Raw genomic sequence first — 12,807 nt, forward strand, 5'->3', positions numbered from 1 at the left:
TCCTCGCTTATTTCAACAATTCTTTCGGTGGCTCGGGGCTATGAATCCAAGAAAGACTTGCTGTGCTAACTGACGCAACAGCAAGTGTTGTTAGCATTGCAGCAATATTGTAATACATACCAGCCTTTACTTTACTCAGTTTGTTTTTCTTCATTTCTCACACCTCCTCCTATTAGTGTTAAACTCTGAACAAAAAAGCTAGCGCCTACTACCGGTAAAGCCAACCACAAATTAAGTGCAATAATTGCAACTCCCGAAAATTTTAGCAATGGGTAGTGTCGCTTTGATATGCGTGTCTTCCCCTCTAGCCGTGATGGTGCGTAAACCAAGACAAGTACAATACTTATTATCGAAGTAATGACGATCCAATTGTAATTAAAACTTGCAAAAGATAAAGCGGTAAGTAGAACTGTAGATACAATAATACACGCTATATTGCTCTTTAAATGTATGCCTCCTACAGTTTGACGTAGCATCGAAAAAGATATCATTGCCAGCACAGCTTCTTGTATCTTATCCGTAAAAACTGAAATACCAATAGTTAGCAAAACAATTGAAACTGTGTTGATCGTAACGGCTATCCCATGTTTTAAAACATTTACGGGTGCTGGATGATCGGGGACAACAGTTTTGATGTGTGTTGCTATATCTAGAGCGATGGAGTCAAGACTTTTTATGGTAATCACGCTCCGTTTTTAATGCATAATACAAAAACATTACAGATGCTAGGGTTATGAATAAAATACTCAGAAAGAAATTGTTAAAGTAAAACATAAATGTACAAGCAGCTAGTACCCCGATTATTAAGATAACAACAAGTACATGTTCCCACCTAAAACGGAGATTTTCATAATCTGCTGTAAAGCCTATATTAAATTTATACAGAAACCACGAAACAGCTAACACCCATGCGCTAGTTACTGCTTGCGCCAATGATCCTTCTGCTGAAGTCTGCATTTCAGTTGTTAATGTACCAAAGAGCATCAATATAATTACCGCTTGGAATAACGTATATAGAAATGTGCCTGTAATGGATATTATAGCTGCCCAAATAATTGGCATTCTAACAACAGTGGTTATCAATAATGTAAACAATATAATGTTTATGGTTGGAGCAAAGAAAGATAACGATGTCTCTTCCCTCAAAATAAAGCTCTGCAAATTCATTATTAATCCAATAAACAATGCAGGCCATACATAGTCTAATGCCCTAACTCTGAAAATAGTTAACATTAAAACGAACGCTGCAAAAGTTTCTACAGTTGAAAAAAGCAAGAACCTTATAGGCTCCCACATATCACATAACCCCTTCGCATAATTGGTAACAAGCACACTTTTAATACTACATTTGCTACCAATGAGTGGCAATCCAATTAGCAGTGTAATTTGGTATAAATTGTGCATATGTAAGGTAATTTTTTTACGTGAAGTTATATAAAATTCAAGCAAAAATAACCTTATAGACAAGCCTCTTAAAATATCTATTGTTCTAAAAGCCATTGTTCTAAGAAGGCTCTCGTTTCACGAGCCGGAAAATACCATTTCCTCCCTATTTTCCGTTTGATAAATCTCGGATCGTAAAAAAAGGTATCGAGGATTGCATTCCAACTCATACAAGTTCTCTTCTTCAATTCTTTTGTATCCCAAAATATATATTCAGCATCAACTACTTCCACCAACTCCGAAACTTTTTTCAATATAAGTTTTTTCGCTTCCTTTTCATCTATACTAATCTCAATCAAAATTCTCATCCCTCTTTTTGTAGAGTGTAGTATTAATTAATGAAATCATAAAAATTCCTCGGATATGCACCGAGGAATAGTTTTTAACAAAGATTATCTTTCACAAGCTACTCCATCACCATCACGATCCAGTTTCCTACTATAACCTGGTTCACCTTCATAAATTGGATCGGCACCAGCAGCACGAACCGCAGAACAGTTTTTATAGTATACATTGCTTGATGATTCTCTTGGTTCAGAATAAGTTTGGACGACTTCCTTTTTAGGAGTAACTACTTTAGGCTTAGATTCTTTTACACTTGAATCATTACTTTTAGATTCAGTCTTTGCAGTTGCCTTTTGAGCTGTCTTCTGATTGAATCCATCTTCCTGCGCATAGTTTTCAATACTCCAGATGCCTGTTCCACTCTTTTGAGCAGTAGCTTGAATCTCCTTGAATTGATCGACATATTTAACGTTTGGAGGATTTATGTAGGCCACCCGAGCATAACCTTTCTCGATTAACATTTCATTCAACATCTTATCTCCAACCCATACATAACCAAGTAGACGACCATACTTATCTCGTTCTGAAACATCAAGCTCTAGGGAAAGATTACCCTGCTTTAATTGCTTCAGCGTAAAAGCCGAAGCTTCTTTTGCGAACGGTTGGACTGGTGTACCCTGTTTTACGCTTTCTGGCGTATCTACTAGGAGTAGTCGAATCTTTTCCTCTTTCCCTTGAACTGATGCTTTAAATGTATCTCCATCCGTTCCCGCTATTAAAGTTATAGGAATACGTTTTGGTTGTTCAGAATCCGCCTTTTCGTTAGATGCTGAGGTAGAAACAATGTTTGAAGTTTGCTCAGATTTAGTTGTAGTAGGCACCGCAGAAGTTTGTTCTACTTTAGCTGGAACAGCTGGTACTTTATTCGCTAATTCCTGCTGCTTAACATTAGACAGATTGCCGATGAACGCTAGAAAGAAAATTCCGGCAAGTGAAAATAAAACTATAGCTAGTTTACTTTTTTGATTTGCTCTCTTAGCATTCTGATATTTTTTATAACCCCAGTAGCCAAGCCCTCCTGCGATAATAAGCAATCCTAAATACTTAATAATCGCAACAGCTATAATTACTGCAAAGATAATTACTATGATCTTTCCCTTTCCATTACTTCTCATGATATCCTCCTAGGCACTTAGTTCTAGGATAAATATACCATGTACATTTTCCAATATATACACTTTTATTACAATAATCGCACGAATATTTTGCTATTCTCTAGATTTATCTGCTAGATACTTGCTGAAATGATATCCTCCAACTTGATCCAACTAAAATCATCCTCGCCACGAAACAGTTTTACTTCCCTACGCGCCGTGTTAATTGACGTAACTACACCAGTCATAACCGTATCGTCGAACGGGCTAAAAACAGTCACGCTAACAGGCTGGCGTGAGTTGTAGGACTCTATTAGAGCCTGCTCAATTAGCTGCACTTCCTGATCATCCAATTCGGGTTTACCGCGCCGCTGGCGATCCTTCATAAGCTTCAGGTATGCTTCCTTGTGTTCCGGTATGATAATCCGGCTGCTTTCCCACAAGCCATTTTCTTCTAATTTTTTAGACATGTATGTAGCCTCCTGATGTGTTATTCCCAAATTATAAAACGAACACACGTTCCTTACAAGGGATATGATTTCCAGTACACAAAAAAATAAACCTCAGATTAATCCGAGGCTTAATATTCTGTATAGTACCTATTTGCAGCCCATAAGTACATATTTTGTCTATTACCTCCAGCGACACTTACTCTCCCTTTCCCATCTTAGCAATGGTGTTTCTTCCCAAGTTCAAGCTTTCCGCTAAATTTTTGAACCACATTAATAAATGAAAACATTTCCCTTTAAAACGATTGTATTGTATTCCTCAAAAAGGAAAAGATAAGAAGCAAATAAAAGGAGGTTATTGTAATGAGTGTTGGAGTTTCATCCATCTACGGAGAAAGGCTAATGCCCCCAAGTATCTTTAAGTTTCAGGATTTGTCCCTTTATAATTACCTGTCCAAAGTCCGGAAAGAACTACTTAACGAGCGTGACGACAGTGACAACCCAAGAGGATTTCTTGACGAGTATGGTTATATCGTCGAGTACAGAGATGGTATGCCAACAACACTTGGCGAAGCATCATTATTTACCGCAATAGCTATAGTAGCGTTAGCAACAGGGAATTATCATAAAGATACATGGGAGTCCCGAAACACAAACAATAAGATCAAAATGTTTTTAACCACCCTTTTGAATAGTTGGGGAAATGAAGACCGAAACTATGTAGATCATCCTATTCGTCATATATTAAAGGGTGAGTACACTAAGCAAGGGGATTTCATACGTTTTAGTCCACTGACAAAAGATAGCTTCGGAGCTATAGTGGCAGCATGTTATTACTCCTTTGTATGTCCTAATAGTGATTATGGCGTTCGAAGTAAAGCTCGCGAACTAATTGAAAAATGGTCAGATTATCTATTGAAAAACTCTAAGTGGAGAACCCACTACAACTATTTAGACAATGAATTTGATTACGAAATAATTAATGGAGAGCAATACTATAAGTATATTTATGATCTTGACGGCGGACGAGTTATGTATAAAGGACTGGAGTCTTTTCAACTCTTGCCTCATGAAATAATCACTTTCCGAAATGTCGCGAATTTAATGGGCGTTAAGACTCAGAATTGGGATATTTGGCCAATAGGAATGAGTGATGGCCTAAAGGACACAATCATTCAATTTATTGCTCCCTATATTGCCAATGAAATGGCAAAAGTATTTAACTATGTCTTAGAACAATTAGTGTTTGACAAACCTTATTCAGTCCAATTAGGTCCTAAGGAATGGAACTATGGCAAAGTTGAGGGAAACTTTACAGTAGGTATCCCCGATCATCTTCGTAAGTATGTTGTCGATCGATTCAAGCGGGGTATACAAGACTACATTTATCAAAGCATTACCCTCGATGAATATAGAACTTCCCAAGCTGAGTTTTTTCGAGAGCACGTAATTGACAGTATTCTTTATGCTTTCGAAATTCTTCCGCCCTCCGAATGGAAAACGATATTAAATACAGCTATGAATAGCCTTCTACCTTGGTTAAATAGCTCTATATGGGTAGAGGCCGTTACGTTCCTTGGAACTCAATTGATGTTGACGAAAATGGGTCCAAGTGGAGTCAGTTATTCCTGCTGGTCGTTCATGTCAGAGTTTGAAGTACGTCCAGAAATAACACTGCTGCTAAAAATCCCTACTCAAGATTTTTTTGATGCACTTAAAAAGGATAATAATCCGAATGGTCTTTGGGCCTGGTTAGCCAATGATATATCCACTGTGCTCGATCACCTCACTCGATTTGAAAGCGAAGATACTGGCCACTGGTGGGAGTTTGCTTATGGAGCAACTCCATATATTGAATGGGTTACAAAACCTGATCATGAACCACGAAAAAACCGAGAATCCTCCCGGCTTGATTACTTAGTTCTAGCCGGGTTAACTGAAAAAGGTGCACCAGTGGAAGCAAATACAAGTTTAGATTTGAATATTTTTATTAATGAAGCGGAAAAAGCTTACAACGGGTTTATTCAATCCATAATAAAGAACTTCAAGGATACTGGTGTATATGCCAGAAAATTTATAAACGAGAGTGGAGAAACCGTCAGGGAAATGTGGAACGATAGAGAAGAGTACTCAAAAGCATTATTTAATCGTGGTCGCTTTGTACTGCAGAATATGTGGGGCTTCAATACGTTAAAATATTCCCTTGAGATATTATCGAATGGAGAGCTTGTTGAAGAGATATGGGATTCTGTTAATCAATATTGGCGTGGTGTCTGGTCGCATGCAACCGGAAAAGCAGATGAAATGATCGAAAGGTTTATAATTGATAATGATGGTATAACATCACTTGAATTGTGGAAATCAAGAAAATTAGAATACTTAAATTACTTGAAACAAGTATGGCAAGACAGCAGTATGACGGATGATAAATTGAAATTTAAAACATCTATCGATCTAAGGGAGAGATTAACCCAAATATACTATAACCGAGGGAACTATAAATACTGGCAAGGGGTTTGGTCCGATAAAACAGGAGAAGCTGAAAAAATGATTGTAAGGATCAACCATTCATTAGAGGATGTGCTTACTATTGAAAAATGGCATCCTGTAATTACGATTGACTATATTATGAAGGTCTCTTCAAACGGAAAACAACTTAAACATTATGTGGAACAGGCTGATGGTAAAAAGATCTTGAAGGTGTGGGATGAGGTTGGGAATTGGGGAGAGACCATTTTCAATGCTGCTGGTGAGATCATCAGGGAAAATGGTACTATAAAAATTCCTAAGTTACCGTCTTGGTGGCCACCTAAACCACATTTGCCATTTTGATATGACTTTTAAAGTGTCCCTTCTTACCAATACGGTAAGAGGGGCGTTTGTTATTTAACGATAAATTCAACTTTCGTTCCATCTTGATATTCATCCAATTTGTGACCAACCCACGATCCAGCTCCACGATTATCCTTTGGACTTATGTACTTAATGTCTGCACCCTCTCCACCTTCGGAGCACATCGCCATAGGCCACTCGTCGCGATCCTTGCCCTTCTTGGTGGGTACACCTTTCAATGATAAATCCCGGTTATGGTCGGCTCCTTCGCGGTCTATGGTGCATACTGGTGACTTTCCGGCTGCAATAGCCTCTTTAATATGCTGTGCTGTTTCGGGATAGCGCTCTGACGGAAACTCAAGCTTAACCGTGTCTGCCGATACCTGTGTAACTGGAGGCGCAACAGGAGCTGTTTTGCTGGGCCTAACCACTTCCTGCTGTTGCAGGCTGCAACCAGCCAATAGGATTGTAATCAGTACGCTAAATATCCACTTAAACATATGTATTCCTCCCCCTATAAAACAGAAAAATACCCCACCAGCGTATGTCAGCAGGGTATCACCGATGATAAACTTTTACTATTGCCCAAATAATGAAACGTAAGACAACCTCCACTAACCTTAACTGTCGACGGAGATTATTTTATTCTATATTTTTTTCTCAGTGTTGTCCTTATTCTTTTTCTCGGCAATAAGTAAACCCAGCAGTGTATATCCCCTGTACAATGTTCCTAACAATAGAACACCACCAGCAAAAGAAATGAGGATAAGCATCATGTTAAGTATAAATGGTATTAAATCAAAGGCCAAAATAACACCTCCCATAACGTAAAAGCACCCCACTGGCTTTAGCTAGTAGGGTATCACCGATGCTTTCGGATTGCACGACGGTGCTTCAGTATGCTTGTTATCAGTACAAATAATGGTTCTGGGTAACTCTGCAGATACTAGTGTAATACATCTTGATAACCCCCAATGTCCCCGTTTACTTAAAAACAGCCTCTATTTTTTTTATCAATTTATTCATAATTGTCGTGATCAACTCTGAACTATACCCAAGCACGAAAACAATAACATTCTTATTAGCCATGTCAAACGGCTTATCTGTATTAATGAATAGTACGCTAATAAATACAAAGGCTATAATAACGGCTAATATAAGTTTATTGCTTATTTCATTTATATCTTTAAAAATGGAGGTAATAATAAATAAAATAGCTCCAGATACACTAACTGACAAATAAATCATAAAGGTCTTGAACATCGTAAAAAAATCATTACCAGAAGCCCAGATAAAAGTGAAGGCAAATAACAATATAATCAAGTAAAACTTACTGAATAAATCTGTAGTTTCTAGTTCGGGAGAAGAACTAAATTTAACCTTCAATCTACTCAACTCTATATTTAAAAGGAATAAACTTTTAGAATCTTCTTCTTTTACGTTAGAAAGCTTTTTATATACCCTTTCACATTCCTTTAAAAATTTTAATCGACTACGAACATCGCACGTTTCAAGAATCTCTTTTATCGTAGCATCTAGTTTATCTTCTAGAATTTCTTTAGTATATTTCAATTCATCACCTACATATATATTTACTTATATTTCCTATGCACGATTATTACAGGACTAAGTGAAATAGTCAATACGAACCATTTCAAATTACCCACTAAAAATAAAAACACCCCGCTAGCTTAAGCCAACAGGGTGCCGCCGATATTTTAAACATTCTTCTGAGCAAACATTCAAAACTAAAATTCAACCAACACTTTAAATTGGCTTAGCTCATTTCTTCTAGCATAAAGTTGAGAACTTATATAACTGATCGCCGTAATAGGATGTGCATGCAAATCAATATCATTGACCTTAAATCTCTTATAACCATTTTTTGTGACTTTATGTTGTTTTCCTACACTATCCCAATAAAAAAGTTCCTCGATATCTTTTGTTGGTATTTCAAGCAAAGTTTTAGCGTATGGTGATTTTCTTAAATCTCCTTCTCCATTTCTCCCAGGCGCCTTTAAGGTGACTTCATGTGTGTTACTTTCATCCTCATTCCATGCTTTTGTCCAAGCAGCATTTAACTTGTCATCCTCAAAAATAATTGTATCATTCCTAAGCAATCGTGCGTTATCTCCAATGCGAACTCTTAACATACTCACTCTATTCTCATTAAAAAGGTCTACCAATTCGTCTTGGTTGTATTCCTTTTCGGTAGGGATAGGATTCATTTGTTGGAAATAAACCGCTATAAACGCCTCATTCAAAATTCTCATTAGACGATTCCTGGTAATATCTTTATCTAAATTTGATGGTGAATATTCTCTTAATTGCAATAAAAGAAACTTCTCTTTCAGATCAAAGGAAAAGAAAGTATGGATTGCTGGCGTATCATCAGGTGGATATAATTGTTTTTCTTCATTAAACGAATCAGTGAGAGGGGAATGCTCCTGGCTTAAACTAGCGGTTATTATTGAGTTATCCATTGTTATGTCTTGAGTAATACAATAGTATAATTCTCTTTCTTCCTGTTGAATAGGATATGTACGAAGAAATTCAAAAAATTCCCTTTCTTTTGAAACCAGGTTATCAGGCGTTGCAATTTGATATACGACAAAATCCATTGACATACAAAAAACCCACCTTCTAGTTATGATTTAGGAAAATCATACCATAAGATGGGTCTTTTTTCATAGTATTTTTTTAACAAATTGAGACATTTTCTGCATCAGTCCAAAAACATTCTCCTTCGTCCGTTGTTAATCGGACGTTCGATCCTTTTATTGCTACAATTTGAGCTGTTTGGCCTACAAATTTTTCTTCGGAAGCATAGTTGATTTCAACCCAGTCATTAACTGCCATATCGATATCTCCTTTAGAATAAAGTGTATAGGACTTATTCTCCACGGCTTGTTCAACTCCTTCTTTATTTTGATATTTATTTATACTTAAACACAATTATTCCACTTCATAACAAATATAACCCCCTGCTAGGTCTTATGGCAGGGGACTACTTCATTCGTTTACTCTACTGCTATTCCCGTTACATTCGCCTGTGGTGCTGGAGCAGTATCTTGATGAATTTCAGGCGTCGCGCTTGCCACGGTATCAGCTCCAGTAGCTTGAGATAGAATAGCCGTGACTTGTGCAGCTAAAGAAGAGACTGCTTCCTTAGCAGCCGCTTGAGTAGCTTCTTCGTTAGGTTGTAATTCAGTAGCGAGTACCGCTTTTGTTTTGACCTTATACTCCAGATATGCTTTCTCAATCGCGGATTTTAGCTCTACTTGGGATACTACAATACCTTGATTAGAAAGAGTAAGTGAAGCATACTGCAAAGCCTCCTGAAGCTTACGTTCTCCTCCCGCTTCTTTAAATGCTGTTTGAGCAAGTGCAAATGCCTCCCCTGCTACTTTATGGATTACCTCTCGCTGTGCCGCTGTTGTACGCGCTTCTAGCCACACGTTAACCTTAGTCTTGAGTTTGTTCAGACCTCCTAAAACAAACGCTGTAAGCACACCCGCAGCGGCTGTGGCGATGGTATTTACGTAAGGTTGTACAGTTTCGATAATTGTTTGCATGATTACTTATCCCCTTCCGTTTTCAACGATGCAATTTTATTCTTTGAATCCCAAGACACTACCGCCCCATAAGCATCAGCAATTGGTCTGAGCTGCACATACGCTGTACCCTCTACAAGTTGGACAGTTTGCAGCTTGGACCCATTTAAATAGGCTTCCTTGCTGGTATTGTCCCAACGATAAGACACGCCCAAGGCATTTGCCAAAGACCGCAGCGGTACATAGGTTCTGGAACCATACAGAAGCGCTTTTCCTGCTTCTTTTCCGTTGACGCGGAATATGCCAGGTGTAACGGATTCTGTCTCTTGTGTAGGGACAACAGCGCCGAATCGACTACGCAGCTCGTCCGCCGTACCATCATACTCATTCATATCCACGTTCCCTTTTATCCCAGCTACCTTGCCGCTGTCGCTGTATTGCCAAATATCCCAACGTTTCCACGTCACTGTATCGCTTGGGACGCGAGTATCACTATACCGGGCTATCCATAATGGATAACCGCCCAAGGAGGCGTTAAAATTAGCTGCGAATGGATTGCCTGTATAGATAATGGGCTTGCGTCCTGTAAGTCGCTCCAGCTCAAGCAAGAAGGCCAACGCTACAGCACTAATAAGCGTTTTGGACAGGTTGCCGGGGTTGTTTTCATAATCCATCACCGCAGGAAGATCCAGCGCTTTTGCACCGCCTACCTGATCTAACACATCAGCAAAATGTCGTGCTTCCCCTTTCGCTGCGTCAACACTTGTGGCATCTAAAAAATGATAGGCACCCAGCAACACGCCTGCTGCCTTGGCCCCTTTTGCATTCGTGGTGAATGTAGGATCAACGTAACGTTGCCCCTGGCTGGCCTTAATAAAAGCAAAAGATATACCATATTCCTTGACCGCCTTCCAATCAATCTTTCCTTGATAACGCGATACGTCAATCCCTCTTGCATTACGGCTGTTTCGTCGTTGCATCCTCTTTCTCTCCTTCCTTACCACTTTTACTTTTTAAAACTTCTACGGCCTGTCGGATCACAGGCGGGATAGGAGCGCCGAGTCTGCCACCATTCTCCAAAATGGACAGTAGCTCATTTGCCATATAAAAATAGGCGACCGCATCCCGGAATAGGTGCGAATCGCCTAAGACTCCATCTATTAGATGGGATACTGCTACCATTGCAAAAATAAATACCTTTCGAGCGATACCGATAAGACCAATCTTACTTTTCAAACCGGGTCCGGTACCCTTCTTACCTTCTGCGCCAGCCGCAAATAATCCGGTCACATAATCAATAATGACCAGAGCAAGTAACACCCCCAATACTCCCGACCACCCACCGTAAAAATACGTCACAGCGCTACTTCCTAAAGCAGTGCTGAACTTAAAAACCTCCCACTTATCCACCTTGCTTCCCCCGTCTCTCCGTTCAGGAAACTTTTCCTGAGCTACCTTCGTCTACTTTCTGTTTCTTTTCTTCTTGGGCCTGTATCTCTGCTAATGCATTTCCTACCGCTATATCCAAACCTATAAGTATTTCTTTCCGGCGTACTGGCTGCGAAGCAATGACAGCAGAAATAACCTCAGTCAAATCCTCAACAGGTCTGGTTAGATCTAGTTGTATATCCAATGTAGATTTTATCTTTGCCATGGGTTCAATCACCTCCTTCGAACGAAAAAAAGACACCTTATTAAAAGTGTCTTGCCGTCATTGTTTTGCTATGGAAATACCTTCTGGCGGAATTACACCGCTATTGAACCAAACTGCATATCCCGAGCCTACAATACATATGGTGAACTGCATCTCGGATATATGTTTCGAAAATTTATGTTTTTCGATTTCAAAAGAAAAAGTAGTGGTTCCGAGTTCCAAAGCTATTGCAACTCCAGTACCATCTCCTTCATAAAACTCAGGAATGATTTTTTCATCAACCATTCCCATCAGCGGATCGGCTTGTCCCTCAATTTGAAACTCCAAACTACAGGTCGATCCGAACTGATTGATGATTTCAAACAGGCGCACAATTTCCTTTGGATTAGACTCAATCATTTTATCTGACATTAAAAACATCGCCTCTCATGTGGGTTTTATTATCTTGCGTTCAATTCATACAGTTCCTCAGCAAGCTCTTTCACATCATTCTCATATAGTTTTGCCGCAATTTCATAAAGCTCTGGAATCTTTTCCATCACTTTGTCGATATATTCAATTTTGTTCTTCAGCTTCGGCTTTCTATTTTCGTTATAGCGTTCCAACCGAGCAGACAAATTGATGTGATATTTCATCTCGAATTGTTTGTACAACTCACGCCAACGTTCTTGATATTTTTTGCCGCCTCTACGAACAACCCTGTTTAGGATTTGCCGTTTAGCAGCAAGGTCGATATCATCAACCAGTCCCACAATGACCGTTTCTTTATATTCAATTTCTTCACGCTGGGATTTGATTACTTCATTTTGTTGCCTTACTACCGTTAGTGTCTGCTTGAACATAGCTTTGGTTTGCTCATCTACAAAAGGGAGATACGTCTCAATGAATGCATTTTCGTTCGCCACATATCCTCCGGTCTTTCTGATGGAAGGCAGGATCTCATCCGCTACCTTAGTCTGAAATGCTTCAGCAACATCATTCTTGGCCTTCATTGCGAGTCGATAAAAGATGTTTTCAGGAATAAAATCTTCTTTCCCAACAAGTTGGGAAAAACCAAATTCAAGCAAATATGAATTAACAGTCTCCCATCGGACATACTCAGTCCCATTCTTGAATTGAGTAAACCCCAACCCGCGTGAAACATCATTAATGTTTAAGTGAGCCGTGCCGTTTCCATCAATAAATCCTCTTACTCCGTGAATTGTAAGTATATCCATTGCTAATCTCACCTTTCTTTGAACACAAAATAAGCCCCTGATTTATCAGAGGCTTTCATACTTATATCTTAAGTTGGTTCTGTTGCTATAACGCTGCGGATTTTCAAGGAAAATATTGTTCAGTGAATATAAAGTTGTAGACTAACAGTTCTCCAATAGGCGGTACTACGTCATACTTTAGTCCAATGCGGAAGTTTAAGGGCCTGGTTCAGCCTCTGT

Annotated in this window: 18 protein-coding genes; 1 reads left to right on the top strand and 17 read right to left on the bottom strand. The window is 39.0% G+C overall.

Going from position 1 to position 12,807, the window contains the following annotated elements:
- Positions 1 to 7: 7 nt before the first annotated feature.
- The 6 genes from ACUUJN_RS14760 to ACUUJN_RS14785 form a co-directional block, all read right to left on the bottom strand.
- Positions 8 to 154: a cyclic lactone autoinducer peptide gene (locus ACUUJN_RS14760; RefSeq protein ID WP_071558638.1), complete on the bottom strand. Its 147-nt coding sequence runs from the start codon at positions 152 to 154 to the stop codon at positions 8 to 10.
- Positions 132 to 686, bottom strand: a complete 555-nt coding sequence (locus ACUUJN_RS14765; protein ID WP_071558637.1) for an accessory gene regulator B family protein — start codon at positions 684 to 686, stop codon at positions 132 to 134. Before ACUUJN_RS14765 ends, ACUUJN_RS14760 begins: the two co-directional genes overlap by 23 nt.
- Entirely contained in the window at positions 664 to 1,296 is a 633-nt protein-coding gene (locus ACUUJN_RS14770; RefSeq protein ID WP_071558636.1) for a hypothetical protein, read from the bottom strand. Before ACUUJN_RS14770 ends, ACUUJN_RS14765 begins: the two co-directional genes overlap by 23 nt.
- A gap of 185 nt (positions 1,297 to 1,481) precedes the next feature.
- Entirely contained in the window at positions 1,482 to 1,742 is a 261-nt protein-coding gene (locus tag ACUUJN_RS14775; protein WP_071558635.1) for a group-specific protein, read from the bottom strand.
- Between the two features lie 93 nt (positions 1,743 to 1,835).
- Entirely contained in the window at positions 1,836 to 2,903 is a 1,068-nt protein-coding gene (locus ACUUJN_RS14780; RefSeq protein ID WP_340958639.1) for a thermonuclease family protein, read from the bottom strand.
- Between the two features lie 113 nt (positions 2,904 to 3,016).
- Positions 3,017 to 3,352, bottom strand: a complete 336-nt coding sequence (locus ACUUJN_RS14785; RefSeq protein ID WP_484668626.1) for a YolD-like family protein — start codon at positions 3,350 to 3,352, stop codon at positions 3,017 to 3,019.
- Between the two features lie 342 nt (positions 3,353 to 3,694).
- Here ACUUJN_RS14785 and ACUUJN_RS14790 point away from each other — a divergent pair, with 342 nt between their 5' ends.
- A complete protein-coding gene (locus ACUUJN_RS14790; RefSeq protein ID WP_484668627.1) occupies positions 3,695 to 6,163 on the top strand; it encodes a hypothetical protein in 2,469 nt (822 codons plus the stop codon).
- Positions 6,164 to 6,213: 50 nt separating this feature from the next.
- On the opposite strand, the gene ACUUJN_RS14795 is transcribed toward ACUUJN_RS14790, so the two are convergent.
- The 11 genes from ACUUJN_RS14795 to ACUUJN_RS14845 all read right to left on the bottom strand — a co-directional run bounded on the left by ACUUJN_RS14795 (position 6,214) and on the right by ACUUJN_RS14845 (position 12,588).
- Positions 6,214 to 6,663 (bottom strand): NucA/NucB deoxyribonuclease domain-containing protein, encoded by a 450-nt coding sequence (locus tag ACUUJN_RS14795; protein ID WP_484668628.1) that lies wholly within the window; start codon positions 6,661 to 6,663, stop codon positions 6,214 to 6,216.
- 147 nt (positions 6,664 to 6,810) lie between these two features.
- Positions 6,811 to 6,972 carry a hypothetical protein gene (locus tag ACUUJN_RS14800; protein WP_484668629.1) on the bottom strand — a complete coding sequence of 54 codons (162 nt, stop codon included), beginning with the start codon at positions 6,970 to 6,972 and terminating at the stop codon, positions 6,811 to 6,813.
- A 175-nt stretch (positions 6,973 to 7,147) separates the two neighbouring features.
- Entirely contained in the window at positions 7,148 to 7,735 is a 588-nt protein-coding gene (locus ACUUJN_RS14805; protein ID WP_484668630.1) for a hypothetical protein, read from the bottom strand.
- A 176-nt stretch (positions 7,736 to 7,911) separates the two neighbouring features.
- Positions 7,912 to 8,790, bottom strand: coding sequence for a hypothetical protein (locus ACUUJN_RS14810; protein ID WP_484668631.1), 879 nt, complete (start codon positions 8,788 to 8,790; stop codon positions 7,912 to 7,914).
- A gap of 73 nt (positions 8,791 to 8,863) precedes the next feature.
- Complete coding sequence (locus ACUUJN_RS14815; RefSeq protein ID WP_413986265.1) at positions 8,864 to 9,022, bottom strand: hypothetical protein; 159 nt, start codon at positions 9,020 to 9,022, stop codon at positions 8,864 to 8,866.
- A 161-nt stretch (positions 9,023 to 9,183) separates the two neighbouring features.
- On the bottom strand, positions 9,184 to 9,738 hold the full coding sequence (locus tag ACUUJN_RS14820) for a phage holin, LLH family (RefSeq protein ID WP_484668632.1): 555 nt from the start codon (positions 9,736 to 9,738) through the stop codon (positions 9,184 to 9,186).
- A gap of 2 nt (positions 9,739 to 9,740) precedes the next feature.
- Entirely contained in the window at positions 9,741 to 10,697 is a 957-nt protein-coding gene (locus ACUUJN_RS14825) for a GH25 family lysozyme (RefSeq protein WP_484668633.1), read from the bottom strand.
- The gene (locus tag ACUUJN_RS14830; protein ID WP_484668634.1) at positions 10,675 to 11,127 is read right to left on the bottom strand and encodes a phage holin family protein; all 453 of its coding nucleotides are present in this window, start codon (positions 11,125 to 11,127) and stop codon (positions 10,675 to 10,677) included. Before ACUUJN_RS14830 ends, ACUUJN_RS14825 begins: the two co-directional genes overlap by 23 nt.
- Positions 11,128 to 11,149: 22 nt before the next feature.
- Positions 11,150 to 11,371 (bottom strand): hypothetical protein, encoded by a 222-nt coding sequence (locus tag ACUUJN_RS14835; RefSeq protein WP_484668635.1) that lies wholly within the window; start codon positions 11,369 to 11,371, stop codon positions 11,150 to 11,152.
- A gap of 57 nt (positions 11,372 to 11,428) precedes the next feature.
- Complete coding sequence (locus tag ACUUJN_RS14840; RefSeq protein ID WP_484668636.1) at positions 11,429 to 11,782, bottom strand: hypothetical protein; 354 nt, start codon at positions 11,780 to 11,782, stop codon at positions 11,429 to 11,431.
- 29 nt (positions 11,783 to 11,811) lie between these two features.
- Complete coding sequence (locus tag ACUUJN_RS14845; RefSeq protein WP_484668637.1) at positions 11,812 to 12,588, bottom strand: BRO-N domain-containing protein; 777 nt, start codon at positions 12,586 to 12,588, stop codon at positions 11,812 to 11,814.
- Between the last annotated feature and the right edge of the window lie 219 nt (positions 12,589 to 12,807).

The organism is Paenibacillus sp. LRG-1 (assembly GCF_057220305.1).